This window comes from Paramagnetospirillum sp. (assembly GCF_058402745.1).
Map to the genome: position 1 here is coordinate 315,697 of NZ_JBZVFI010000018.1, position 23,283 is coordinate 338,979.

Sequence of the window (23,283 nt, forward strand, 5' to 3'; positions counted from 1 at the left end):
TTTCCTCAATACTCGACCCCGGTGCGGGCCAGCACCTCGCGCTTGCCCACATGGTTGGGCTTGCCCACCACGCCCTCGGCTTCCATGCGCTCGATCAGGCGGGCGGCGCGATTGTAGCCGATCTGCAGGTGGCGCTGCACGAAGGAGGTGGAGGCCTTGCCCTCGCGGCAGACCAGGGCCACCGCCTGGTCGTAAAGATCGTCGCCCGAGCCGCCGCCACCCTCGCCGCCCATGCCGAACTCGGCCTGCTCCTCCTCGGTGACCGCCTCGACGTAAGCGGGCTCGCCCTGGCTGCGCAGGTGATCCACCACCTTCTCCACCTCGTCGTCGGAGACGAAGGGGCCATGCACGCGGGTGACGCGGCCGCCCGAGGCCATGTAGAGCATGTCGCCCTGGCCCAGCAGCTGCTCGGCGCCCTGCTCGCCCAGAATGGTGCGGGAATCGATCTTGCTGGTCACCTGGAAGGAGATGCGGGTGGGGAAATTGGCCTTGATGGTGCCGGTGATGACGTCCACCGAGGGGCGCTGGGTGGCCATCAGGATGTGGATGCCGGCGGCGCGCGCCATCTGGGCCAGGCGCTGGACCGCCGCCTCGATGTCCTTGCCCGCCACCAGCATCAGGTCGGCCATCTCGTCGACGATGACCACGATGAAGGGCAGCGGCTCCAGCGCCAGGGTCTGCTCCTCATACAGAGGCTTGCCGGTGTCGGGATCGAAGCCGGTCTGCACGGTGCGGGTCAGCACCTCGCCCCGGTCGCGGGCCTCGGCCAGACGGTGGTTGTAGCCGGCGATGTTGCGCACGCCCAGCTGGCTCATGGCGCGGTAGCGGTCTTCCATCTCGCGCACCGCCCATTTCAGCGCCACCACCGCCTTGCCCGGCTCGGTGACCACCGGGGCCAGCAGATGGGGAATGCCGTCATAGACCGAGAGTTCCAGCATCTTGGGATCGATCATGATGATGCGGCACTCTTCCGGCGTCAGGCGGTAGAGCAGCGACAGGATCATGGTGTTGATGGCCACCGACTTGCCCGAGCCGGTGGTGCCGGCGATCAAGAGGTGGGGCATGCGGGCGAGGTCGACCATCACCGGCGCGCCGCCGATGTCCTTGCCCAGCACCAGGGTCAGCTTGGCCGAGGCCTTCTCGAACTGCTCGGCGGCCAGCAATTCGCGCAAGAATACGGTTTCCCGCTTCTGGTTGGGCAGCTCGATGCCGATGACGCTGCGCCCCGGCACCGTGGCGATGCGCACCGAAAGGGCGCTCATGGACCGCGCGATGTCGTCGGCCAGCCCGATCACCCGGCTGGTCTTGGTGCCCGGGGCCGGCTCCAGCTCGTACAGCGTCACCACCGGGCCGGGACGGACCTTCACCACCTTGCCGTTGACGCCGAAATCCGACAGCACTTCTTCCAGCAGACGGGCGTTCTGGGCCAGGGCATCCTGGTTGATGCGGGTCTGCCCCTGGTCGGGGGCGGGAGCCAGCAGGGTGAGCGGCGGCAGCTGGTAGCCCGAGCCGGGCGGCGGCGCGCCCAGGTCGAGGGTGCCCTGGCGGGCGGCGCGCTCGCGCTTGCCCGGGGTCACCGGCGGGCGCTTGGGCTGGACCAGGGAGCCGGCCGGCCGGGCCGGAGCGGCGGCTTCGTCGAGCGGTGGCGGCACGAAGGGATCGTCGTCCTCGTCCTCGTCGGGCGGCAGGGGGGTGGAAAGCGGCTCGGCGCGCGGCGGCACCGGGCGCAGCACCGGGTCCACCCGACGGATGCCGGGTTCGGGCTCGGCGAAGGGATGGGCGCGCAAGGAGGAGGCCGCCTGACCGGCGGCGCTGGCCATGTCCAGCGACCGGCGCCCCAGTCCGGCCCATTCGGCGCCGGTCAGGCCCAGCACGAACACCGTCGCCCCCAGGGCGACCAGCAGGGCGGCGGGACCGGCGATCCAGGCGAATTCGGGCGGCAGCAGCAGGCCGAGGCCCTTGACCAGCAGCAGGCCCAGCGCTCCGCCGGGACCGGCGGGCAGCGAGGGAAAGGCGGGCAGGGGAAGCGCCGCCAGGGCCAGGCCCCACAGCACCATGGCGGGCGGCAGGACCATCAGGCGGACCACCCAATGCCCGGGCAGCCGCACCCGGATCAGCACCAGCAGACCCCACACCGCCCAGGTCAGGGCGAGCAGGGCGCCGCCCCAACCCACCGCCTGGAACAGGAAATCGGCGAACCAGGCGCCGGGACGGCCCAAAGCGTTGATCACCGGCCCGCTGGCGGCGGTGTCGAAGCTGGGGTCATGGGAATCGGCGGTACCCAGGGCGGCAAGACCGGCCAGCCCGAGGGCCAGCAGGGCGAGGCCGCCCAACTGGGTCAGGCGGCGGCGCAGGAAATCCACGGTCCCGCGCGGCAGGAACCCGCCCGACGGCATGGTCTTGCGCGATGGAGCCGCCATTGTCCCTCCTATCCTCCCAGAATTTCCGCCATCCGGGACAGCGCGCTCTCCGTGGTGGCCAGGTCGTGGACCAGGGCGACGCGGATGAAACGGCTGCCGGGATTGCCATCCTCGGAATCCTCGGCGGCGAGATAGGCGCCGGGCAGCACCCGGATGTTGCCCTCGCGCCACAGCTTGACCGCCGCCGCCTCGCCGTCGCCCACGTCCAGCCACAGGAAGAAGCCGCCGGCCGGGCGGTAGAAGCCGAAGCGGCCACCCAGAATGCGTTCGGCCACGTCCAGCTTGGCGCGGTAGAGATCGTTGCTCTCCACCACGTGGGTCTCGTCCCGCCACAGGGCGCTGGCGACGGCGGCGATGGGCAGCGGCGTCGCCGCTCCGCCATAGGAGCGCAGACGGGCGAAGGCGTGAATCACCGCCTCGTCACCCACCACCACGCCGGAGCGCAGGCCCGGCACGCTGGACCGTTTCGACAGCGAATTGAACATCAGGACGTTGGCCAGCCCCTCGCCCAGGGCGGCGCAGGTGGCCAGCACGCCGGGAGGCGGCGCCTTGTCCCAGATCTCGGAATAACACTCGTCGGCGGCCAGCACGAAACCGTGGCGGCGCGCCGTCAGCACCTGGCGCTCCAAAAGCGCCGCGTCGGCGACCATTCCTTGCGGATTGGCCGGGCTGCACAGATAGGCCAGGGCCGTGCGGTCCAGCAGGTCGGACGGCAGGGTGGAGTAATCGGGCTGGCTGGCCGGACCCTTGGCGCCGGGCACGAAGACCGGATGGGCTCCGGCCATCACCGCGGCGCCGGCATAGACCTGATAGAACGGGTTGGGCAGCAGCACCAGCGGCCGTTCTCCGCCCCGGTCGCCGCACACCGTCTGGGCGATGAGGTAGAGCGCCTCGCGGGTGCCGGCCACCGGCAGGATGGCCTTTTCCGGATCGATCAGCCCCTCGGGCAGGCCATAGCGCCGCCCGGCCCATTCGGCCACCGCCCGGCGTAGCTCGGCCGGGCCGTTGGCCGGCGGATACTTGCCCCACAGGCCCGCATTGGCGGCCAGCACCTCGGCCACCATGGCGGGCGGCTTGTGCTGGGGCTCGCCGATGGACATGACGATGGAATCGGGCCCGGCCGGCGCGCCCAGCAGCTTGGCCAGCCGGGCGAAGGGGTAGTCGGGCAGGCCGTCGAGACGGGCGTCGAGATGGGGAGCGATGGTCATGTCTTCTGTACGGACCGAGGCAAACGTTGATGGAACATTCATTACCTCAATTTGCCGCCCGGCCCAAAGAGAAAGGGCGCCGGGTTTCCCCGACGCCCTTCCTCAACCTCTCTCCCGCGGCGACGGGTCGAGGCCTTGAGGATCTTAGTGGACGGTCTCGCCGTGCAGGGCGATGTCCAGGCCCTCGCGCTCTTCCTCGGCGGAGACCCGCAGACCCATGACCATGTCGATGGCCTTGAGCAGGATGAACGAGACGACCGCGGTGTAGACGCCGGTGATCAGCACGCCGTAGATCTGCTTCATCACCTGGCCGGCATTGCCTTCCAGCAGGCCGGGGGTGCCGCCGATGGCCTCGACCGCGAACACGCCGGTCAGGATGGCGCCGACCACGCCGCCGATGCCGTGCACGCCGAAGGCGTCCAGCGAGTCGTCGTACTTGAGGGCATGCTTGAGGCCGGTGGCGCCCCAGTAGCAGACCACGCCGGCGATCAGGCCGATGACGATGGCGCCCTTGACGTCCACGAAGCCGGCGGCGGGGGTGATGGCGACCAGACCGGCCACGGCGCCCGAGATGATGCCCAGGGCGGACGGCTTCTTGCGCAGCAGCCACTCGGCGAACATCCACGACACGGCGGCGGCGGCGGCACCCACCTGGGTCACGGCCATGGCCATGCCCGCACGGCCGTCGGCGGCCACGGCGGAGCCGGCGTTGAAGCCGAACCAGCCCACCCACAGCAGCGAGGCGCCGATCATGGACAGCGACAGGTTATGGGGAGCCATGTTGTCGGTGCCGTAGCCCTTGCGGGGGCCGATGACCAGGCAGGCGACCAGGCCGGCGATGCCCGCGTTGATGTGCACCACGGTGCCGCCGGCGAAGTCCAGCACGCCCATGGCGCCCAGGAAGCCGGTGGCGGTGCCCTTCTCGTCCATCATCCACACCCAGTGGCAGATGGGGGCGTAGACCACCAGCAGCCACAGGCTCATGAACACCAGCATGGAGGAGAACTTCATGCGGTCGGCGAAGGCGCCGGTGATCAGGGCCGGGGTGATGATGGCGAAGGTCATCTGGAACATCATGAAGACCGATTCGGGGAAGGCGTTGGGCAACGCCAGGGAACCCTTCTCCATGCCGGACAGCAGGAAGCGGTCGAAGCCGCCGATGAACGGGCTGGAGCCGGTGAAGGCGAGCGAGTAGCCGACGATGACCCACAGCAGGGTGATGACGCAGGTGATGGCGAAGCTCTGCATCATGGTGCCCAGCAGGTTCTTCTTGCGCACCATGCCGGCATAGAACAGCGCCAGGCCGGGAATGGTCATCAGCAGCACCAGGGCGGTGGAGGTGAGCATCCAGGCGGTGTTGCCGGAATCCAGCACCACCGGGGCGGCGGCGGCGGCCGGGGCGGCGGCCTCCTCGGCGCCCGCGACCGAGGCGAGAAGCGTAAGGCCGAGCGCGGGGCCTACGCCTAACAGGACGGACTTCAAACGATTGCTCATGGTTACCCCCGAAGCGGCTCAGCGAATGAATGGTTTGATCGGCCCTTGATGATCCTCGGGCACGATCGACTGCCCTCTCAGTAACAAGAACCGTGCCAAGTGAGGAATTTCGGGGGAATCATGCCGCGAAAAGCAGGCAACGCGCGGCATTAGGGCGCCAATGCCCAAAAATAATGCCGCAATGACTGGCCCTGTCTAGAAAATAGGCAGTGATTTTCAATGCTGTATCCGCCTTGCAGGACTCAATGCTCAGCCTCGTGTCAGGCTGCGGCGGTACTCCTGGAACAGGCGGGCGCAGGTCAGGTCATTGCGCAGCTGAATGTCGGCCTGCACGTGCCCCAGCATGTCGTTGATGTCCGCCCTGATGGCGGCGCAGTCATGTTCGGAAAAGCTCATGGCGGTGGCGAAGACCCGCCGCGCCTTGCTTGGCGCCTCGGGCTTGATCAGTTCCATGTTCTGGGGATGGAAGGCAAAGCCGAGAAACACCAGGGTTTCCGCTTCTTCCACCCGTTCGCGCATGGCCGCCAGGGAGTCGTGGTCCTCGGTCTGCTCGGTAAACGTCTTGATCTGCGAGGCGATGGCGAGTAGGTCACAGCCGCCCCGGCTATTCCCAAACGGCACGGGTCTTCCGCTATTTTGCCAGGACAGCAACCCGGCAACGCCATAGGGATGATAAATGGCGGCATCCCGGACAATCGCCTGAGCCTCCTCCTTGCCAAGTTTATAATAATTTTTGATGGCATGGGCAAGATAATGCTCGATGCATCTATCATAATTAAACGTAATAAATGATACATTATTAAGAATATTACTAGTTTCATTTCTACTGAGTTGCTCGGATGCAATCTTAAAGAATTCTGAAAGCCATTTATCTTCTACCTGATTAAAATCTATCGTATTTTTTTGCTCATCTTCCTTGAGAAGGCTTTGGCCCTCGGCATCCAGAATCGACTTGACGATAGCCAGTTTGGCGCACAGGGCGATTTGCGGATCATCCCGGTGCGCATCCACATAATTGTCGATGGAAATCGCCTGCGGCATGGCATCGCGGATGGCCCAGCCGGCATGTATGAAGGGGTTGATGTCGCCCCGATGCCTCGTTTGCGGATCCACGACCGAAGCGTAAAGTGCCTGGGTTATAGAATGATCTCCGGACTCTTGGTTGTAACCATCCGGAAAGCGAATATCCAGCCGCTTTGCGATATCGGTCTTCAATTGGCTGCCGACCGGCAGGCCGAATTCGGTGCTGGCGCCGGCTCCCACGATGAAGACGGTATTGGGCTTGAACATCGCATGTTCCCAGAGTGATCGAATTTGGGAGGAACTGTATCAAAAGGCGATTTTACCACAAGGTATTACGCTGAAATTTAGTGGCCACCTTGAAAACCACCAAGGCACCAAGAACACCAAGAGGGCAGAGCCAAGGGGTTGCCTTCGCCCTCCTCCGTCATGGCCGGTGAAATAATTGCTTTCGCGGATGGGCGTGGTTACGCGGGAAAGCCCGCGCAAGACGAAAATGGAAAGGAGTCCTCTTGGTGTCCTTGGTGTCTTGGTGGTGAATCATCCTCACAATTCAGCGGACCTAAGCTCACGATCGAAGTGCAACACCCGCTATAATGGGTGCTGCGATGGGACAACGATACAATCAGCTCAGTCTGGATGAGCGGTGCGAGATTTACCGTCTGCATGCAGACGGTAAATCTCGGCGAGCCATTGCCCGGGCCTTGGGCCGGGCGGCGTCAACAATCAGCCGAGAGCTGGAGCGCAACAGTGGCGCCCAAGTCGGCTACAAGGTGGATTGGGCGATGATCCAGGCCCGCGCCCGGCGGCGGCGCAAGCTTTACAAACTGGAGCGCTCGAGCGCGCTCAGGAAACTGACCTTGGACGGCCTTGCGATGGGATGGTCCCCGGAGCAGATCGCCGGGCGGCTCGAGCTTGAGCAAGGTAGGCCGGTGATCAGCCACGAGTCAATTTACCGCTACATCTACTGGCGCGTGAACAGCCACAAGGACTATCTGCACCGGCTGCTGCCGCGCGCCAAGTTTCAGCGTGGCTGGCGTGGCCGCAAGGGCGGCAGCTCGGTGCATTTCATTCCCCAGCGAGTGCCGGTAGCCGAGCGTCCCGCCGAGGTCGCCGACCGGCGCCAGACCGGCCACTGGGAAGCCGATCTGATGCTGTTCTCCCGCTATCGCCAAGCCGTCCTGGTGGCGCACGAACGTAGCTCGCGCCTGCTTCTGCTCCGGCATCACCTCAGCAAAGCCGCCGAGCCAATCGCCGACAGCCTGACCGCCATGCTGCGGCGATTTCCTGCCGAGCAGCGCCGCACCATCACCTTCGATAACGGCTCTGAATTCGCGGCCCATCGCCGCCTGAAGACAAGGCTTCGCATGAAAACCTATTTCTGCGATCCCCATAGCCCCTGGCAGAAGGGCGGCGTCGAGAACGCCATCGGGCGAATGCGGCGGGGACTGCCGCGAAAAACAGATCTCGCGGCAGTTTCCCAGGCCGATCTGGACGACCTGGCCATGGACTACAACCTCACCCCGCGAAAGTGCCTCGGATATCGAACTCCGCTTGAGGCTTTCCTCGGAAAAGCCATCGATCTCGGTGTTGCACTTGAAATGTGAGTCCATCGGATCGCATTACCGTAATGTGATCCGGACAGCAAGAAGCCCGGAAGAATTGGGCCTTCCGGGCTTCGAGGGCTTGCACCGCTGGGCAGATGTCAAAGCGCTTCCGCGTTGCTTTCGCCGGTGCGGATGCGATAGGCCTGCTGGATCTCGGTGACGAACACCTTGCCGTCACCGATCTTGCCGGTGCGGGCAGCGGTCTGGATGGCTTCCACCACGCGGTCCACCAGATCGTCGTTGACGGCGACCTCGATCTTCACCTTGGGCAGGAAGTTCACCACGTATTCGGCGCCGCGATAGATTTCGGTTTGGCCCTTCTGGCGGCCGAAGCCCTTGACCTCGCTCACGGTCAGGCCCTGGACGCCCAGCGGCGTCAGGGCCTCGCGAACCTCGTCGAGCTTGAAGGGCTTGATGATGGCCATGATCAGCTTCATCTTGGGGTCCCCATGCAATTCCAGGGATCCGTCGTCCCGGTGCGGAATCCGCCGATGACCTGGCGGGCCGGAAAAACGAATCACGGTTGATCGGTCGCAAGCCTTCTTGCGAATGTTCCGCTTCCCCTTCCCATTCAAGCGGCATGCCGAAATCGCCGCCTCATATGAAATTGATGGAAAATACCGTTTTGCCAAGGTGTTGGCACGGGCAGCCGGCGAAGACCCGCTCGAATCTTGGGCGCTTTTGCACCCCGTTTGCCTGTTTCCTCGGCGATTGCCTAATCCATTGCCCCGCTTGCGCCCGCCGGCCGGGGGTGGCAGAACAAATTCCATGAGCAGTTCCTCTCCCCTCCGGGTCGATATCCTGATCAATGGCGGCGGGCCGGTCGGCGCCCTGCTGGCCGCCGTGCTGGGTCGCGCCGGCATCCGCGTCGCCGTGGTCGAGGCGGCCCCGCCCGAGGCCCTGGCCCGGCCCGGTTCCGACGCCCGGGCCATCGCCATCGCCTATACGGCGCGCAAGGTGATCGCCGCCGCCGGGGCCTGGGACGGCATGAAGGCCGAGGCGGGCGAGATCCTGGAGATCCGCGTCACCGACGATGGCTCGCCGCTCCATCTGCATTACGACCACCGGGACATCGGCGATGATCCCCTGGGCTGGATCGTGCCCAATCCGGCCATTCGCCGCGAGATGCTGGCGGCGCTCGTCCGCGCGCCCTCGGTCGCGCTGCTGGCCCCGGCGCGGCTGAAGCGCCTGGAGCGTCTGCCCCACCGGGTCGAGGCGGAACTGGAGGATGGCCGGGTCGTCCACGCCGCCCTGGCGGTGGCCGCCGACGGGCGCGGCTCCCTGCTGAGAAACCAGGCGGGCATCAAGGTGACCCGGCGCGACTACCATGAAAGCGGCATCGTCTGCATCATGGCTCACGACGTGCCCCATCACGGCATCGCCCACGAACGCTTCCTGCCCGCCGGCCCCTTCGCCATCCTGCCTTTGGCGGGCAACCGCAGCGGCATCGTGTGGACCGAGGCCAACGACACCGCCGCCGCCATCTGCGGGCAGGACGACGAGGCCTTCCGCGCCGAACTGGCCGCCAAGGTCGGCGGCTTCCTCGGCGACATCGCCGTGGAAGGGCCGCGCTTCCACCATCCCCTCACCCTGCAATTCGCCGAGAGGATGATCGACCACCGCCTCGCCCTGATCGGCGATTCCGCCCACGGCATGCATCCCATCGCCGGCCAGGGCATGAACATGGGCATCCGCGACGTGGCCGCCCTGGCGGAAGTGATCGCCGACGCGCTCCGCCTCGGCCTCGATCCCGGCGGCCCCGACGTCCTGGAGCGCTATCAGCGCTGGCGGCGCTTCGACACCATGCTGATGCTGGGCCTCACCGACGGGCTGGACCGCCTGTTCTCCAACCACGTCGAACCGCTGAAGCACCTGCGGCGCCTGGGCCTGGCCGGCGTCCACCAGCTGGGCCACACCAAGCGCTTCTTCATGCGCCACGCCATGGGTCTGGTGGGCGATCTGCCGCGCCTGATGAAGGGCGAGCGGCTTTAGGTCCCCCGAATCAACCGCCAGCGGCGCGGCGCACCGCATCCGCGTTCATCCATGTTTCCTGGATCGGGTGATCCGGTCGGGAGAAGCCTACACCCCGGTCTTGGGCAGCATGTGGCCGAGCTTGCGGCCGCCGAAGATGTGGATGTGCAGGTGGGGCACTTCCTGGTGGCCGTTCTCGCCGATATTGCTGAGCATGCGCCAGCCATCGGCGGTCACCCCGGCCATCTCGGCCACCTTGCCCACGGCGCGCACCAGCCCGGCGATCTCGGAATCCGAGGCATTGGCGGCGAAATCATTCATGGAGACGTAGGCACCCTTGGGGATCACCAGAATGTGGACCGGGGCCTGGGGATTGATGTCGTGGAAGGCCAGGGTGTGCTCGTCCTCGTGCACTTTCTTGCAGGGGATTTCCCCGCGCAGGATGCGGGCGAAGATGTTGTTGGAATCGTAGGCCATCTCTCTCTCCCTTGCCGACATCGTCACTTCTTGGCGCGCGACTTCTTCTCGTCGATGCCCGAGGTGCCGGTGCGCCGGGCCAGCTCGGCCCACACCTTGGCCGGCTCGACGCCGCAATCGGCCCACAGCACCAGCAGGTGATAGAGCGTGTCGGCGCTTTCGCCCACCAGCTGCTCCTTGCCTTCCGACAGGGCGGCGACCACGGTCTCCACCGCTTCCTCGCCGAACTTCTGGGCGATCTTGCCGCGCCCGCGGGCGAACAGTTTGGCGGTATAGGACTTGTCGGGATCGGTGCCCTTGCGGCTGGCGATCACCGTGTACAATTCCTCGAGAATCTTGCTGTCCTGCGCCAACGCACCCTCTCTTTGGATTTTTTCCAGACCGTCATGTTCGCTTGCGGTCGTACTAACAGATGAATATCGGCCTGTCACGCCTTCAGGGGCGGACGGGAATTCCGGCGGCGCGCATGTGGGCCTTGGCCTGGGCGATGGTGTAGGTGCCGAAATGGAAGATGGAGGCGGCCAATACGGCGGTGGCATGGCCGTCGCGGATGCCTTCCACCAGATGGTCGAGATTGCCGACGCCGCCCGAGGCGATCACCGGCACGGTGACGGCGTCGGCCACGGCACGGGTCAGCGGGATGTTGAAGCCCTGCTTGGTGCCGTCGCGGTCCATGGAGGTGAGCAGGATCTCGCCCGCCCCGTATTCGGTCATGCGCCTGGCCCATTCCACCGCGTCGATGCCGGTGGGGTTGCGGCCGCCATGGGTGAAGATCTCGAACTTGTTCTCGGCCACCTGCTTGGCGTCGATGGCCACCACGATACACTGGCTGCCGAACTTCTCGGCCGCCTCGCGGACGAATTCCGGGCGATGCACGGCCGCCGTGTTGATGGAGACCTTGTCGGCCCCGGCCAGCAGCAGCTTGCGGATGTCGTCGTTGACCCGCACGCCGCCCCCCACGGTCAGCGGCATGAAGCATTGCTCGGCGGTGCGGCGCACCACGTCGTAGATGGTGTCGCGGTTCTCGTGGCTGGCGGTGATGTCGAGGAAGGTCAGCTCGTCGGCGCCGGCCCGGTCGTAGAGCTTGGCCTGCTCCACCGGATCGCCGGCGTCGATCAGGTCGACGAAGTTGACTCCCTTGACCACGCGGCCGTCCTTGACGTCCAGGCAGGGAATGATGCGCATCTTGAGCATGGGCTTAGGCCTTCAGCAGCGCGATGGCCTGGGCCACGTCGATGCGCCCGTCATAGATGGCGCGGCCCGAGATGACGCCTTCCAGCTTGGGATAAGCCTTCAGCGCCTTCAGATCGTCGAGCGACGACACGCCGCCCGAGGCGATCACCGGAATGGAGATGGCATCGGCCAGGGCCGCCGTGGCCGCCACGTTGGGGCCGGCCAGCACGCCGTCGCGGTCGATGTCGGTGTAGATCAGGGCGGCGACGCCGCAATCCTCGAACTTGCGGGCCAGTTCCAGCACGGTGAGGTCCGAGGTCTCGGCCCAGCCTTCCACCGCCACCTTGCCGCCCTTGGCGTCGATGCCCACCGCCACCCGGCCGGGAAAGCGCTTGCAGGCCTCCTTGACCAAGGACGGGTTCTTCAAGGCCACGGTGCCGAGGATCACCCGGCGGATGCCGCGCGCCAGCCAATCCTCGATGGTGGCCATCTCGCGGATGCCGCCACCCAGTTGGACCGGAACCGAAACGGACTTGAGGATGCTGTCCACCGCGGCGCCGTTGACCGGCTTGCCGGCGAAGGCGCCGTTGAGGTCGACCACATGGATCCACTCGGCTCCGGCGGCGGCGAAGTCGCGGGCCTGGGCGCCGGGATCGGTGTTGAACACCGTGGATTCCTCCATCAGGCCCAATTTGAGCCGAACGCAGGCGCCGTCCTTGAGGTCGATGGCGGGAAACAGGAACATCTTAGGGAGTCCACGTCAGGAAGTTGGAAATCACCTTGAGCCCCGTCACCTGGGACTTCTCGGGATGGAACTGGGTGCCGACCATGTTGTCGCGCCCCACCACGGCGGTGACCGGCCCGCCATATTCCACATGGGCGAGGCGATGGGCGGGATTGGCCGGCTCGAACTTGTAGGAATGGACGAAATAGGCGTGGGCCTCGGCGTCGAGGCCGGCCAGCAGCGGATGGGACAGCCCGTCGGGCACCAGCTGGTTCCAGCCCATGTGCGGCACCTTGAGCCCCTGGTCCTCGACGCCCAGCGGCACCACCTCGCCGGCGATCCAGCCCAGACCGGCATGCATGCCGTGCTCGCGGCCGATGCTGGCCATCAGCTGCATGCCGACGCAGATGCCGAAGAACGGCACGCCGCGCGCCAGAACCCGTTCGGTCAGGGTCTCGGCCATGCCGGGAAGCGCCATCAGGCCGGCGCGGCAATCGGCGAAGGCGCCGACGCCGGGCAGCACGATGCGCGAGGCGCCCTCCACCACCTTGGGGTCGTTGGTGACCGCCACGGCGAGGTCCAGGCTGGCCTCGGCCACCACCCGCTCGAAGGCCTTGGCGGCCGAGCGCAGGTTGCCCGAGCCGTAATCGATGATGGCGACGGTACCGCTCACAAAGACCCCCCCAGCGTCCCCTTGGTGGACGGTACGGAATCGGCCTTGCGCGGGTCGATCTCCATGGCGTCGCGCAAGGCGCGGGCCAGGGCCTTGAAGCAGCTTTCGACGATATGGTGGTCGTTGTCGCCGTACAGGCATTCCACATGCAGGGTCGCGCCGGCCGCCCCTGCAAAGGCCTGGAACCATTCCTTGAACAGCTCGGTGTCCATGGTGCCCAGCTTGTCGCGGCCGAACTTCACCTTCCAGATCAGGTAGGGGCGGTTCGACAGGTCGAGCGCCACCCGGGTCAACGCCTCGTCCATGGGGACATAGGCCGAGCCGTAGCGGGCGATGCCCTTGCGGTCGCCCAGCGCCTGGTTGACCGCCTGTCCGATGCTGATGCCCACGTCCTCGGTGGTGTGGTGGGCGTCGATGTGCAGGTCGCCCTTGGCCTCCACCTCGAGGTCCATCAGCGAGTGCCGGGACAGCTGCTCCAGCATGTGGTCGAGGAAACCGACCCCGGTCTTGACGGCATACTTGCCGCTGCCGTCCAGATCGACGGCGACCTTGATGCTGGTTTCGGTGGTGTTGCGCGTGATGGCAGCCTTGCGCATGGGGCCCTCCATAATCCGTCCCGTTGTGTATCAGGAATGGACGTTCCTTGCCAGTGCGAGCGTCCGCACGCCATGGGTGAGCGCCGTCGAAAGTCATCTTTCGTCGATTGCCTGATACCCGTATCCTTTGTACGCTTCGGCCATTCGCTCGTTGATCGAACGCAGAGGGGGCATCGGAATGCGATCAGGACTGAGGGTGATGGCCGTTTCGGCTATCGCAATGCTTGGGGCGTGCGCCACGCCCAACTATCCGCCGGAGCCCAAGGAAGCGCCCGCCGCCCCCGCCACCCAGCGCCAGGCCCAGCAGGCGACGGCGGCCCAGCCCGTCGAGACGGCCAAGATCCTGAAGCGCAAGATCGCCATCGGCCGCTTCAGCAACGAGACCCGCTACGGCCGCACCTTCGTGCGCAGCGAGAGCGGCGACCCGCTGGGCAAGCAGACTTCGGACATGCTGGCGTCTCGCCTGGTGGAATCCGGCGCCTTCCTGGTGTTCGAGCGCCCCGACCTGGACAAGCTGGTCAAGGAACAGGCCCTGAGCGGCGGTTCGGGGGCCGACATCGTCGGGGTCGACACCCTGATCCTCGGCTCGCTGACCGAATTCGGCCGCTCCACCGTGACCCGCGGCGGCCTGCTCAGCAATACCAAGCTGCAGAAGGTGGACGCCAAGGTGGAGATCCGCCTGGCCGATCCCAGAACCGGCCATGTCTTCTTTTCCGCCTCGGGCCGGGGCAGCAGTTCGTCCGAAGCCGGCGAGGTGTTCGGCTTCGGCTCCCAGGCCGATTACGACGGCAGCCTCAACGACAAGGCCATCGGCGCCGCCGTTTCCGACGTGATGAACGCCCTGGTGGTCAAGCTGAAGGAACGCCCCTGGCGCACCGACATCCTCAAGGTCGAGGGCTCGCGCCTCTATATCAGCGGCGGCGTCCGCCAGGGCCTGAAAATCGGCGACCTGCTGACCGTCATGCGTCCCGGCGACAAGGTGAAGAGCGGCCAGTCCGGCTTCAACATCTCGCTGCCCTCGGCCGAGGTCGCCACCATCAGGGTGGTCGCCCAGTTCGGTGAAAGCGATACCGACGAGGGCTCGGTGGCCGAACTGGTTTCCGGCTCCCTGGCCGGCCAGCCGGCGGCGTCGCTCTATATCGCCGAACGCAAGGGGGGCTGATCATGAAGCGCATCCTCACCATCGCGGCGGTCGCCGCCCTGGCCGCCGCCTGCTCGCCGGCCGAGCGGGTCGAGATCGTCGATGACCGCCCCTCCCTGGAGGTGACGGGAGCCGCCGCCGGGGCGCGGCTCTACGTCGACGGCCTGGACATGGGACCCGTCGGCCAGCCGCTGCTGCTGGAGCCCGGCACCCACATGGTCAAGGTGGTCGGCCCCAAGGGCGGCGCCTATTCGGAAAAGGTGTTCGTCAGCGGTCGCGGCCTGCGCAAGCTGGCGGTGCCGGCGGGAGCGGCGGAATGATGCGCCCCCTGCGCCACGCCGCCCTGGCCGCCGCCCTCTGCCTGGCCGCCTGCGCCCCGCAGCAGGACATCTTCGTCTGGGGCACCTACGACCAGTCCCTGCTGGACTTCTACGAGGATTCCGCCAATTCCGACAAGCTGACCAGCGAGCTGGAGCGCCTCACCGTAGCCTACGAGGATTCGAGCGTGCCCGAGCTGGGCGAGGTGCTGGCCCGCGCCTCGTCGGACGATCGCGATACCCGCCGCAAGGCCCTCATGGAAGCGGTGGACGCCTTCAAGCCCATGGAAGTGGGCAAGGCCAGGCTGGCCCCCGGCCTGACCGCCGAGCTGGGCTACCTCTACATGCAGGCCGGCGCGCCGGAGAAGGCGGTCGCCCTGTTCAAGCGGGAAAAGCGCACCTGGCCGGAATCCGCCTATTTCATGGAGGTGATGATCCGCGTCGCCGAAGGCCCGAAAAAGGACGCGGCCGGCGAGTCCAAGGTGATCGAGGCCGAGGCCGCCCGCCTGCGGGCCGCCGAACAGGCCAGGGAGAAGAAGAAATGATCCGCCGAATCCTGGTCGCCATCGCCCTGATGGCCGGGCTGTCCGCCTGCGCCGTTCCGAGCCCCAAGAACTACGAGGCCTTCGCCGCCGCCAATCCCTATTCCATCCTGGTGGTGCCGCCGGTCAACAAGAGCGTCGACGCCATGGCGGGGGAATACCTGTCCACCACCATCGCCCGGCCCCTGGCCAACCGCGGCTATTACGTCTTTCCGGTCAATCTGGTGCGCCGGGTGCTGGAAGACGACGGCCTGCCCGATCCCGAAATGGTCCACGACGCCGACCCCGCCCATGTGGGCCAGCTGTTCGGCGCCGATTCCGTGCTCTACATCACCATCGAGAAGTGGACGGCCAAATATCTGGTGGTCAACACCTCGGTGGAGGTGGACATCTCCTACAAGCTCAAGGAGACCGCCACGGGCGCCACCATCTGGGAGCACCGCCAGGTCGCCCAGTACCAGACCAACCAGGGCGGCGGCGGCGGGATCGCCGGCCTGGTCGTCCAAGTGGTGGCGGCCGCCATCGCCAAGGCCAAGCCCGATTACATCGGTCTGGCCCGTCAGGCCAACCGCGCCGCCTTCTCCACCCCGGACCAGGGATTGCCCCCCGGCCCCCATTTCGTTCAGCGGGCCACCGAGAAGGATATGGCCAAGCCTTGAATTTAGGGACTCGGAGAGGAGCGGGCCTTTGCTATGATGCCCGCCCCTCTCCCCTTCGGGTCCGCCTCATGTCCGACACATCCCTTCCTTCCTGGCACGGCACCACCATTCTCTGCGTGCGCAAATCGGGGCGCGTGGTCATCGCCGGCGACGGTCAGGTCAGTCTCGGCGCCACGGTGATCAAGGGCAACGCCCGCAAGGTGCGCAAGGTGGGCGGTGACGGCATTCTGGTGGGCTTCGCCGGCGCCACCGCCGACGCCTTCACCCTGCTGGAGCGCCTGGAGGCCAAGCTGGAGAAGCATCCCGGCCAGCTGACCCGGGCCTGCGTCGAGCTGGCCAAGGACTGGCGCACCGACCGCTACCTCCGCCGCCTGGAGGCCATGATGGCGGTGGCCGACAAGGACGTCTCGCTGGTGCTGACCGGCCAGGGCGACGTGCTGGAGCCCGAGGACGGCATCATCGGCATCGGCTCGGGCGGCAATTACGCCCTGGCCGCCGCCCGCGCCCTGATCGACGTGGACGGCATGGACGCCGAGGCCATCGCGCGCAAGGCCATGAGCATCGCCGCCGGCATCTGCGTCTACACCAATGGCAACATGATCGTGGAAAGCCTGTGATGAGCGCCGCCGCCTTCTCCCCCCGCGAAATCGTTTCGGAACTGGACCGGTTCATCGTCGGCCAGAACGACGCCAAGCGCGCCGTGGCCATCGCGCTCAGGAACCGCTGGCGCCGCCAGCAATTGTCGGAGAGCCTGCGGGAAGAAGTCCTGCCCAAGAACATCCTGATGATCGGCCCCACCGGGGTGGGCAAGACCGAGATCGCGAGGCGCCTCGCCCGCCTGGCCCAGGCCCCCTTCCTGAAAGTGGAGGCGACCAAGTTCACCGAGGTGGGCTATGTGGGCCGCGACGTGGAGCAGATCGTCCGAGATCTGGTGGAAGTCGCCATCCTGATGACCCGCGAACGCCTGCGCAAGCAGGTCACCGCCAAGGCCGAAATCGCCGCCGAGGAAAGGCTGCTGGATTCCCTGGTGGGCGAGACCGCCGGAGCCGACACCCGTCAGAAGTTCCGCAAGATGCTGCGGGAAGGCAGCCTGGATTCCAAGGAGGTGGAGATCCAGGTGGCCGATTCCGGAACGGGCGGCATGCCGGCCTTCGACATGCCCGGCATGCCCGGCTCGCAGGTGGGCATGATCAACCTGTCGGACATGCTGGGCAAGGCGTTCGGCGGCGGCCGCACCCGGCCGCGCAAGCTGCCGGTCAAGGAGGCGCTGGACGCCCTGACCAATGAGGAATCCGACAAGCTGCTGGATCCCGACAAGGTGGTGAAGGACGCCATCTGGTCGGTGGAGAATCACGGCATCGTCTTCATCGACGAGATCGACAAGATCTGCGCCCGCTCCTCCGAGCATCACGTGGGCGGCGACGTCAGCCGAGAAGGCGTGCAGCGCGACCTGCTGCCCCTGATCGAGGGCACCACGGTCGCCACCAAGCACGGCTCGGTGAAGACCGACCACGTGCTGTTCATCGCGTCGGGCGCCTTCCATCTGGCCAAGCCCTCGGACCTCTTGCCCGAGCTGCAGGGCCGCCTGCCCATCCGCGTCGAGCTGAAGGCGCTGTCGCGCGACGATTTGATGCGCATCCTCACCGAGCCCGAGGCCAGCCTGCTGAAGCAGTATCAGGCCCTGCTCGCCACCGAGGAGGTGAATTTGAGCTTCGAGCCCGGCTCGGTCGAGGCCATCGCCGACCTGGCCGCCGAGATCAACGCCACGGTCGAGAACATCGGGGCGCGCCGCCTGCAGACCGTGATGGAGCGCCTGCTGGAGGAAATCAGCTTCACCGCCCCCGACCAGCCCCCCGGCACCAGCATCGCCATCACCGCCGCCATGGTCCACGAGCGGGTGGGTGAACTGGCCAGGAAGGCCGATCTGGCCAAGTTCATCCTGTAGCCGAACACCGACTGCTCATTGCGGAGGCGGAACGGAAAGGGGCGGTCACGCCACCACCGCCGCCGCCTTGGCCCCCAGGGCCCGAAGCGCGTCGGCGGGCGACAGGTGGACCTGGACGCCCCGACCGCCGCCGTTGATGAACACCTTGGAATGGGACAGCGCGGCCTCCTCCATCACGGTGGGAGCCGCCTTCTTCTGGCCGAAGGGCGAGATGCCGCCCACCACGTAGCCGGTGGCGCGCTCGGCGTCGGCCGGCTTCATCATCTGAGCCGACTTGGCCCCCAGGGCGGCGGCCAGCTTCTTCATGGAGACCTCGCGATCGGAGGGCACCACCACGCAGGCGGGCTTGCCGTCGGCCAGCACCATCAGGGTCTTCAGCACCATGGCGGGATCGGCGCCCAGCGCCTCGGCCGCCTGCATGCCCACCTTGTCGGCGCTGCCGTCATACTCGTAAAGGCGGACCTCATAGGCGATTCCCGCCCTGTCGAGAGCCTGGGTGGCCCGCGTGGTCTTGGACATGAGGGTCAGCCGCAGCCGCAACCACCGCCCGACTTGGACCCGCCGCCCCCGCCGCAGCCATGGGCCTTGGGCGGCGGCACCTTGCTAAGCGCCGGATCGCGCGACAGGCCCAGCGCCTCCAGCTCGGCCAGGTAATCGGCCCAGATGGCGTCCTGGTTGGCGCCCAGCGCGTAGAGGTAGTCCCACGAATAGATGCCGCTGTCGTGCAGGTCGTCGAACACCAGCTTGACGGCGTAATTGCCCACCGGCTCGACGCCGATGATACCCACATGCATGCGGCCGGAGACCAGCTGCTTCTGGTCGGGGGAATGGCCCTGAACCTCGGCCGAGGGACTTTCCACCCGCAGCAGTTCGGCCGGCAGCACGAAGGTCCTGCCGTCGGAGAAGGCGACCTTCAGGGTGCGCGCCGCCTTGTCCACCTTGATCTCTTCCGGCCAGGGCCGTTCGGCGGGCATGGTCATCGCGCGTCTCCCTCGATGGCGCGGGCTTCGTCCACCAGCATGATCGGAATCCCGTCGCGGATGGGATAGGCCAGACCACCCTTGTCGTCGATCAGTTCCTGGGCGGCGGCGTCATAACGGAGCGGCGCGTGGGTACCGGGCGCCACCAGGATGTCCAGCAGCTTCGTATCGAAGGCGGAAACACGCTCGGGCATGGGAAACGCTCCTAATGGATCGAGGAGCCGCCGCTTTCGTTCAGCAGCTCCCGTTGGATCAAGGTGGTCATCAGGCGGCAGCGCTCGGCATGGCTGGCCGCTTCCAGCAGGGCCTGCTTCTCCACGGGGGCGAAGGGGCAGGCCATGGCCAGACGGACGGTGAGATCGGCGTCGTCGGCCTTTTCCAATTGGGCAATGTCGGCCGACATGCCAAGCCCCCCCAGATAGGCGCGCACGATGGAAAGCAGCCCGCGCCGGTCCACCGGGCCGGTGTCGCTGCCGTCCAGGTCGGCGGCATAGGGAATGTAGTCGGTCCGCACCCGGCGATAGCCGGCGCGGCCCTCCACCTCGCCGGCCAGCCGGAAGCGGCAGATGCCGGCGGCGGTGATCAGGTAGCGGCCATCCCCGGTCTCGCCGAAGGCGGTGATGCGCGCCAGGCAGCCGGTATCGTAGAGGCCGGGCACCGTGCCGCCCAAATCCTTGTCGTCGCGCGGCTGCACCAGGCCGAACAGCCGTCCCTTGCCCAGCGCGTCGTCGACCATGGCCAGGTAGCGGGGCTCGAACACCATGAACGGCGCGGTGCCCTTGGGCAGCAGGATGGCCCCCGACACCGCGAAGACCGGCAGGTCGCGGGGCAGGTCGTCGATGCGCAAGGGACGGTCGGCCTGCATGCTTGCCTTACGAGAACAGCAGGGTGGACAGCCGCTTGCGCCCCGAGACAGTCAGCGGATGGGTGGGGCCGAAGGCCTCGAACAGCTTGACCAGCTGCTTGCGCGCCGCGTCCTCGTTCCAGGCGCGGTTGCGGCGGAACAGTTCCAGCAGTTCGTCCACCGCCGCCTCGCCCTCGCCGGCGGCGTAATAGGCCAGCGCCAGATCGTAGCGGGCCTGATGGTCGTCGGCATCGGAGGCCAGCCGGCGGCGCAGTTCGGCGGCCTCGCCCACGCCGCCGGCGCTCTTGGCCAGCTCCAGCGCGGTGGCCACGGCGGCGATTTCGGGATGGCGGGCCATTTCGGGAGCGAGACGGGCCAGCATGGACTCGGCCTGGGCGCCCTGGCCCACCGCCATCAGGCAACGCAGCAGCCCGGCCATGGCCGAGGCGTTGTCGGGGGCCTCCTGCAAGATCTGGTTGAAGATGCCGGCCGCCGTCTGGGGATCGCCTTCCTCCAGCACCTGCTTCGCCTCGGCGATGTAGTCGTCGATGGTCGGCCCCGCGCCGCTGCCGGCGATCAGGCGCTTGACGAATTCCTTCAGCTGGCTTTCCGGCTGGGCGCCGGTGAAGGCGTCCACCGGACGGCCGCCCTTGAAGGCGTAGACGGTGGGAACCGACTGGATGCGCAGCTGCGCCGCCAGGTCCTGGTTCTTGTCCACGTCCACCTTGACCATGCGCACCGCGCCCCTTGCCTCGCGCACCACCTTTTCCAGGGCGGGCCCCAGGGTCTTGCACGGGCCGCACCACGTCGCCCAGAAATCGACGATCACCGGCACCTTCTTGGACATCTCGATGACGTCGGCCACGAAGGTGGCGGTGGTGGCGTCCTTGATCAGTTCGCCCGGCGCTGCCGGGGCGGCGCCCTGGGCTCCGGAATTGAAGATCAGGTCCATGGTGTTTCGGTCCCTCGAGGTGGCGGGTTCGACCCGCAATAGATGGACCGTTGCCGCCGCTCTGGCAAGTCCAAACCCGGCGGTTGGCGGGCCTGGAAAAAAGCCTGCGAAAAAGTGCTTGCGTCGGCCAATTCTTTTCGTATTATCCGGGCCTCGCCGCTGGAAACGGCAGCGGGAACGCCGGATTGAGCGGGCGTAGCTCAGGGGTAGAGCACAACCTTGCCAAGGTTGGGGTCGAGGGTTCGAATCCCTTCGCCCGCTCCAATCGGACCACGAAGTAAGGCCGCGGGAAACCGCGGCCTTTCGCGTTTCGGGGCTCGCCTCACCCCTCGAGCGCGCGCAGCTCGGCGTTGGTGTAGCGCAGGCGGCTGGCCAGGATGCTGGCCAGGCTTTCCATCAGGTTCATGCCCGCCTTCTTGTGATGCTCGGCGAAAAGGTCGAAGGCCTTGCGCGACAGCACGTAGAGATGGGCCTGGGTGAAGGCCACGGCGTCGGCCGAGCGGGAATCGCCGTCGAGGAAGGCCATCTCGCCGAAGAACGCGCCGCGGCCGAAGGTGGCGATATGCCGGACATGGCCGCCGGACAGCGGCAGCACGATGCGCACGATGCCCTTGCGGATCAGGAACAGCTCGTCGCCCTGGTCGCCGATGGAGAAGATCTTCTCGCCGGCGGGAATCACCCGGACCTCCATGCTCTTTTCCAGCTCGTCCAGGGTTTCCTTCTTCCGGGCCTTGAACAGCTCGATCTCGGCCAGTTCCAGCAGGGCTTCCTCGTTGGTGGCCAGGTCCGCCTCGGCGATGATGCGGTCCTCGACCCATTCCATGGCCTGGTCGGCCTCGCCGAAGATGCGCACCGGCTGGCCCGATCGCACCACCCCGGTCTGGTCGAAGTACTTCTCCATGTCCTTGCCGCTGGGCAGGTGCTTGGGAATCTGGCTGAAGATCAGCACGCCTTGGCGCTCGGCCAGGATGTCCCTGATCTGGTCGAGCATGTGGGCGGCGGTGATGTCCACCGACTGAACCCGGCGCATGTCCAGGATCAGGTATTTGCGGGTCTTGAGGTCGTTCTCCAGGGCGTGGAACAGCTGGCTGGTGGTGCCGAAGAACAGGCTGCCCTGCAGTTCGGCGATGGCGGTCTGGCCGCCCCGCTCGGCCAGGATGTCCATCTCGTCCTGGGTGCGGACCCGCTTGGAGAAGGACTGGTCGCCCGAGGCGATGCGGCGGACCACCGAGCCGTGCACCTGCTCGCGGATGAACAGGACGATGGCCAGCACCACCCCGACACCGGAGGCGACGATCAGGCTGATGGACAGGGCGCAGGCCACCACCGCGGCGATCACCACGAAATCCATGATGGTGTCGCGGGATTTGAGGAAATTCAGGCTGTGCCGGTCGATCATGCGCACGCCGATGACCAGCAGGATGCCCGACAGCGACGCCACCGGCACCCACGAGATCAGATTGGCCAGCAGGACGAAGGCGATCAGGGCGGAAACGCCTTCGACCAGCCCCGACAGTCTGGTCTGGGCGCCGCTGGACATGTTGACCAGGGTGGCGCCCATGGTGCCGGCGCCGGGAACGCCGCCCGACATCCCGGCGGCCAGGTTGCCCAGGCCCTGGCCCATCAGCTCGCGGTTGGAATCGTGGCGGGTGCGGGTCAGGGCGTCCAGAACCACGCAGGTCTTGAGCGTGTCGATGGACAACAGCACCGCCAGGGTCAGCGCCGGAATCAGCAGATCGCGCAGGGTGGAAAGCCCCAGCTGTCCCAGGGCCGACCAGCGGGCGGCGAAGCTGTCCACCAGGCTGCCGCCCTCGCCGCCCAGGGCGCCGACCACGAAGCCGTTGCCGGCCAGCGTCATCAGGGCGGGATCGAACAGGCCGAGCAGGAGGTAGGTGAGAATGCCGGCCAGCAGGCCCAGCACCGGGGCGGGAACCTTCTTGGTCACCTTGGGCGCGGCCAGCATCACCACGATGGTGGCGGCGCCCACCAGCATGCCCTGCCAGCGCCACAAGGAGGGCGACATCAGCGCCTCGCCGAACCTGACGCCCTTGGGCGTGCCGAGGAAGCGCGGCAGCTGGCTGCCGATGATGATCAGGCCGACGCCCGACAGATAGCCGCTGACCACCGGATAGGGCATGTACTTGATCAGCCGGCCGAGCTTGAGCACGCCCATCAGCAGCTGCAGACCGCCGGCCATCAGGCCCATCAGGGCCAGCAGCAGAAGGCCCAGCTCGGGACTGCCGCCGCGCGCCACGTGATCGATGGCGAAGGCCGACAGCACCGCCGCCGCCGGGGCGCAAGGCGCGCTGATCAGCCGGTTGGTGCCGCCGAACAGCGGCGCCAGCAGGCCCAGCGCCACGGTCCCCAGGATGCCGGCGACGGCGCCCTGGGCCCCGTACTGGCTGCCCAGGGCCGAGAAGATGGTGACGCCGAAGGCGATGGCCGAGGGCAGGGCCACCAGCATGGCCGCCGTACCGCCCCAGAGGTCACCGGACAGAGTGGCGGACTTCAAGGTCTTCATCCCGCATCTCCCACCCTCG

Annotated in this window: 25 protein-coding genes and 1 tRNA gene; 9 read left to right on the forward strand and 17 right to left on the reverse strand. The window is 66.8% G+C overall.

All coding sequences use genetic code 11. The annotated features are described in order from the left end of the window. Positions 1 to 5: 5 nt before the first annotated feature. From ACV4UZ_RS17360 to ACV4UZ_RS17375, 4 genes are all read right to left on the reverse strand, one after another. Positions 6 to 2,420, reverse strand: a complete 2,415-nt coding sequence (locus tag ACV4UZ_RS17360; protein ID WP_491602044.1) for an FtsK/SpoIIIE family DNA translocase — start codon at positions 2,418 to 2,420, stop codon at positions 6 to 8. Positions 2,421 to 2,428: 8 nt separating this feature from the next. Next, positions 2,429 to 3,628 carry an aminotransferase class I/II-fold pyridoxal phosphate-dependent enzyme gene (locus ACV4UZ_RS17365; RefSeq protein WP_491602045.1) on the reverse strand — a complete coding sequence of 400 codons (1,200 nt, stop codon included), beginning with the start codon at positions 3,626 to 3,628 and terminating at the stop codon, positions 2,429 to 2,431. 144 nt (positions 3,629 to 3,772) lie between these two features. After that, entirely contained in the window at positions 3,773 to 5,122 is a 1,350-nt protein-coding gene (locus tag ACV4UZ_RS17370; protein WP_491602046.1) for an ammonium transporter, read from the reverse strand. Positions 5,123 to 5,371: 249 nt separating this feature from the next. Continuing rightward, positions 5,372 to 6,412 carry a hypothetical protein gene (locus ACV4UZ_RS17375; protein ID WP_491602047.1) on the reverse strand — a complete coding sequence of 347 codons (1,041 nt, stop codon included), beginning with the start codon at positions 6,410 to 6,412 and terminating at the stop codon, positions 5,372 to 5,374. A gap of 326 nt (positions 6,413 to 6,738) precedes the next feature. Between ACV4UZ_RS17375 and ACV4UZ_RS17380 the strand changes: the two genes are divergently transcribed. Further along, positions 6,739 to 7,749: an IS30 family transposase gene (locus ACV4UZ_RS17380; protein WP_491599453.1), complete on the forward strand. Its 1,011-nt coding sequence runs from the start codon at positions 6,739 to 6,741 to the stop codon at positions 7,747 to 7,749. 98 nt (positions 7,750 to 7,847) lie between these two features. On the opposite strand, the gene ACV4UZ_RS17385 is transcribed toward ACV4UZ_RS17380, so the two are convergent. Beyond that, complete coding sequence (locus ACV4UZ_RS17385; protein WP_008621271.1) at positions 7,848 to 8,186, reverse strand: P-II family nitrogen regulator; 339 nt, start codon at positions 8,184 to 8,186, stop codon at positions 7,848 to 7,850. A 331-nt stretch (positions 8,187 to 8,517) separates the two neighbouring features. On the opposite strand from ACV4UZ_RS17385, the gene ACV4UZ_RS17390 reads away from it, so the two are divergent. Next, positions 8,518 to 9,741: a UbiH/UbiF/VisC/COQ6 family ubiquinone biosynthesis hydroxylase gene (locus ACV4UZ_RS17390; protein ID WP_491602048.1), complete on the forward strand. Its 1,224-nt coding sequence runs from the start codon at positions 8,518 to 8,520 to the stop codon at positions 9,739 to 9,741. 87 nt (positions 9,742 to 9,828) lie between these two features. Here the strand turns inward: ACV4UZ_RS17390 and ACV4UZ_RS17395 are convergent, their stop codons facing one another. The 6 genes from ACV4UZ_RS17395 to hisB form a co-directional block, all read right to left on the reverse strand. Continuing rightward, entirely contained in the window at positions 9,829 to 10,197 is a 369-nt protein-coding gene (locus tag ACV4UZ_RS17395) for a histidine triad nucleotide-binding protein (protein ID WP_491602049.1), read from the reverse strand. 23 nt (positions 10,198 to 10,220) lie between these two features. Next, a complete protein-coding gene (locus ACV4UZ_RS17400; protein ID WP_068429927.1) occupies positions 10,221 to 10,550 on the reverse strand; it encodes a phosphoribosyl-ATP diphosphatase in 330 nt (109 codons plus the stop codon). 82 nt (positions 10,551 to 10,632) lie between these two features. Further along, positions 10,633 to 11,391 (reverse strand): imidazole glycerol phosphate synthase subunit HisF, encoded by a 759-nt coding sequence (gene hisF, locus ACV4UZ_RS17405; protein WP_491602050.1) that lies wholly within the window; start codon positions 11,389 to 11,391, stop codon positions 10,633 to 10,635. A gap of 4 nt (positions 11,392 to 11,395) precedes the next feature. Then, positions 11,396 to 12,115, reverse strand: coding sequence for a 1-(5-phosphoribosyl)-5-[(5-phosphoribosylamino)methylideneamino]imidazole-4-carboxamide isomerase (gene hisA, locus ACV4UZ_RS17410; protein WP_491602051.1), 720 nt, complete (start codon positions 12,113 to 12,115; stop codon positions 11,396 to 11,398). Between the two features lies 1 nt (position 12,116). Continuing rightward, entirely contained in the window at positions 12,117 to 12,767 is a 651-nt protein-coding gene (gene hisH, locus ACV4UZ_RS17415) for an imidazole glycerol phosphate synthase subunit HisH (protein WP_491602052.1), read from the reverse strand. Continuing rightward, positions 12,764 to 13,363, reverse strand: coding sequence for an imidazoleglycerol-phosphate dehydratase HisB (gene hisB, locus ACV4UZ_RS17420; RefSeq protein WP_491602053.1), 600 nt, complete (start codon positions 13,361 to 13,363; stop codon positions 12,764 to 12,766). The genes hisH and hisB overlap by 4 nt, the downstream gene beginning before the upstream one ends. A 220-nt stretch (positions 13,364 to 13,583) precedes the next feature. On the opposite strand from hisB, the gene ACV4UZ_RS17425 reads away from it, so the two are divergent. From ACV4UZ_RS17425 to hslU, 6 genes are all read left to right on the forward strand, one after another. After that, on the forward strand, positions 13,584 to 14,525 hold the full coding sequence (locus ACV4UZ_RS17425; protein WP_491602054.1) for a CsgG/HfaB family protein: 942 nt from the start codon (positions 13,584 to 13,586) through the stop codon (positions 14,523 to 14,525). A gap of 2 nt (positions 14,526 to 14,527) precedes the next feature. Beyond that, positions 14,528 to 14,824, forward strand: a complete 297-nt coding sequence (locus tag ACV4UZ_RS17430; RefSeq protein WP_491602055.1) for a hypothetical protein — start codon at positions 14,528 to 14,530, stop codon at positions 14,822 to 14,824. Continuing rightward, entirely contained in the window at positions 14,821 to 15,366 is a 546-nt protein-coding gene (locus tag ACV4UZ_RS17435) for a DUF4810 domain-containing protein (RefSeq protein WP_491602056.1), read from the forward strand. The genes ACV4UZ_RS17430 and ACV4UZ_RS17435 overlap by 4 nt, the downstream gene beginning before the upstream one ends. Continuing rightward, positions 15,363 to 16,022, forward strand: coding sequence for a GNA1162 family protein (locus ACV4UZ_RS17440; RefSeq protein WP_491602057.1), 660 nt, complete (start codon positions 15,363 to 15,365; stop codon positions 16,020 to 16,022). Before ACV4UZ_RS17435 ends, ACV4UZ_RS17440 begins: the two co-directional genes overlap by 4 nt. Positions 16,023 to 16,090: 68 nt before the next feature. Next, complete coding sequence (gene hslV / locus ACV4UZ_RS17445) at positions 16,091 to 16,639, forward strand: ATP-dependent protease subunit HslV (RefSeq protein WP_491602058.1); 549 nt, start codon at positions 16,091 to 16,093, stop codon at positions 16,637 to 16,639. After that, a complete protein-coding gene (gene hslU / locus ACV4UZ_RS17450) occupies positions 16,639 to 17,967 on the forward strand; it encodes an ATP-dependent protease ATPase subunit HslU (RefSeq protein ID WP_491602059.1) in 1,329 nt (442 codons plus the stop codon). The genes hslV and hslU overlap by 1 nt, the downstream gene beginning before the upstream one ends. 45 nt (positions 17,968 to 18,012) lie before the next feature. Here hslU and ybaK read toward each other — a convergent pair whose 3' ends face one another. The 5 genes from ybaK to trxA are packed head-to-tail and all read right to left on the reverse strand — an operon-like array spanning position 18,013 to position 20,743. After that, the gene (gene ybaK / locus ACV4UZ_RS17455) at positions 18,013 to 18,486 is read right to left on the reverse strand and encodes a Cys-tRNA(Pro) deacylase (RefSeq protein ID WP_491602060.1); all 474 of its coding nucleotides are present in this window, start codon (positions 18,484 to 18,486) and stop codon (positions 18,013 to 18,015) included. Positions 18,487 to 18,491: 5 nt separating this feature from the next. Next, positions 18,492 to 18,947, reverse strand: a complete 456-nt coding sequence (locus ACV4UZ_RS17460) for a gamma-butyrobetaine hydroxylase family protein (RefSeq protein ID WP_491602061.1) — start codon at positions 18,945 to 18,947, stop codon at positions 18,492 to 18,494. Beyond that, the gene (locus ACV4UZ_RS17465) at positions 18,944 to 19,141 is read right to left on the reverse strand and encodes a Trm112 family protein (protein WP_491602062.1); all 198 of its coding nucleotides are present in this window, start codon (positions 19,139 to 19,141) and stop codon (positions 18,944 to 18,946) included. The genes ACV4UZ_RS17460 and ACV4UZ_RS17465 overlap by 4 nt, the downstream gene beginning before the upstream one ends. Positions 19,142 to 19,152: 11 nt before the next feature. Beyond that, entirely contained in the window at positions 19,153 to 19,812 is a 660-nt protein-coding gene (locus ACV4UZ_RS17470; protein ID WP_491602063.1) for an LON peptidase substrate-binding domain-containing protein, read from the reverse strand. Between the two features lie 7 nt (positions 19,813 to 19,819). Beyond that, the gene (gene trxA / locus ACV4UZ_RS17475; RefSeq protein WP_491602064.1) at positions 19,820 to 20,743 is read right to left on the reverse strand and encodes a thioredoxin; all 924 of its coding nucleotides are present in this window, start codon (positions 20,741 to 20,743) and stop codon (positions 19,820 to 19,822) included. Positions 20,744 to 20,932: 189 nt separating this feature from the next. On the opposite strand from trxA, the gene ACV4UZ_RS17480 reads away from it, so the two are divergent. Further along, positions 20,933 to 21,007 (forward strand) — tRNA-Gly (locus tag ACV4UZ_RS17480). 58 nt (positions 21,008 to 21,065) lie between these two features. Here the strand turns inward: ACV4UZ_RS17480 and ACV4UZ_RS17485 are convergent. After that, the gene (locus ACV4UZ_RS17485) at positions 21,066 to 23,264 is read right to left on the reverse strand and encodes an SLC26A/SulP transporter family protein (protein WP_491602065.1); all 2,199 of its coding nucleotides are present in this window, start codon (positions 23,262 to 23,264) and stop codon (positions 21,066 to 21,068) included. Positions 23,265 to 23,283 lie beyond the last annotated feature (19 nt).

Bases quoted from the DNA above. Each gene is read 5' to 3' on its own strand.
- ACV4UZ_RS17360 (WP_491602044.1), bottom strand. From the start codon at position 2,420: ATGGCGGCTCCATCGCGCAAGACCATGCCGTCGGGCGGGTTCCTGCCG.
- ACV4UZ_RS17365 (WP_491602045.1), bottom strand. From the start codon at position 3,628: ATGACCATCGCTCCCCATCTCGACGCCCGTCTCGACGGCCTGCCCGAC.
- ACV4UZ_RS17370 (WP_491602046.1), bottom strand. From the start codon at position 5,122: ATGAGCAATCGTTTGAAGTCCGTCCTGTTAGGCGTAGGCCCCGCGCTC.
- ACV4UZ_RS17375 (WP_491602047.1), bottom strand. From the start codon at position 6,412: ATGTTCAAGCCCAATACCGTCTTCATCGTGGGAGCCGGCGCCAGCACC.
- ACV4UZ_RS17380 (WP_491599453.1), top strand. From the start codon at position 6,739: ATGGGTGCTGCGATGGGACAACGATACAATCAGCTCAGTCTGGATGAG.
- ACV4UZ_RS17385 (WP_008621271.1), bottom strand. From the start codon at position 8,186: ATGAAGCTGATCATGGCCATCATCAAGCCCTTCAAGCTCGACGAGGTT.
- ACV4UZ_RS17390 (WP_491602048.1), top strand. From the start codon at position 8,518: ATGAGCAGTTCCTCTCCCCTCCGGGTCGATATCCTGATCAATGGCGGC.
- ACV4UZ_RS17395 (WP_491602049.1), bottom strand. From the start codon at position 10,197: ATGGCCTACGATTCCAACAACATCTTCGCCCGCATCCTGCGCGGGGAA.
- hisF (WP_491602050.1), bottom strand. From the start codon at position 11,391: ATGCTCAAGATGCGCATCATTCCCTGCCTGGACGTCAAGGACGGCCGC.
- hisA (WP_491602051.1), bottom strand. From the start codon at position 12,115: ATGTTCCTGTTTCCCGCCATCGACCTCAAGGACGGCGCCTGCGTTCGG.
- hisB (WP_491602053.1), bottom strand. From the start codon at position 13,363: ATGCGCAAGGCTGCCATCACGCGCAACACCACCGAAACCAGCATCAAG.
- ACV4UZ_RS17425 (WP_491602054.1), top strand. From the start codon at position 13,584: ATGCTTGGGGCGTGCGCCACGCCCAACTATCCGCCGGAGCCCAAGGAA.
- ACV4UZ_RS17430 (WP_491602055.1), top strand. From the start codon at position 14,528: ATGAAGCGCATCCTCACCATCGCGGCGGTCGCCGCCCTGGCCGCCGCC.
- ACV4UZ_RS17435 (WP_491602056.1), top strand. From the start codon at position 14,821: ATGATGCGCCCCCTGCGCCACGCCGCCCTGGCCGCCGCCCTCTGCCTG.
- ACV4UZ_RS17440 (WP_491602057.1), top strand. From the start codon at position 15,363: ATGATCCGCCGAATCCTGGTCGCCATCGCCCTGATGGCCGGGCTGTCC.
- hslV (WP_491602058.1), top strand. From the start codon at position 16,091: ATGTCCGACACATCCCTTCCTTCCTGGCACGGCACCACCATTCTCTGC.
- hslU (WP_491602059.1), top strand. From the start codon at position 16,639: ATGAGCGCCGCCGCCTTCTCCCCCCGCGAAATCGTTTCGGAACTGGAC.
- ybaK (WP_491602060.1), bottom strand. From the start codon at position 18,486: ATGTCCAAGACCACGCGGGCCACCCAGGCTCTCGACAGGGCGGGAATC.
- ACV4UZ_RS17460 (WP_491602061.1), bottom strand. From the start codon at position 18,947: ATGACCATGCCCGCCGAACGGCCCTGGCCGGAAGAGATCAAGGTGGAC.
- ACV4UZ_RS17465 (WP_491602062.1), bottom strand. From the start codon at position 19,141: ATGCCCGAGCGTGTTTCCGCCTTCGATACGAAGCTGCTGGACATCCTG.
- ACV4UZ_RS17470 (WP_491602063.1), bottom strand. From the start codon at position 19,812: ATGCAGGCCGACCGTCCCTTGCGCATCGACGACCTGCCCCGCGACCTG.
- trxA (WP_491602064.1), bottom strand. From the start codon at position 20,743: ATGGACCTGATCTTCAATTCCGGAGCCCAGGGCGCCGCCCCGGCAGCG.
- ACV4UZ_RS17485 (WP_491602065.1), bottom strand. From the start codon at position 23,264: ATGAAGACCTTGAAGTCCGCCACTCTGTCCGGTGACCTCTGGGGCGGT.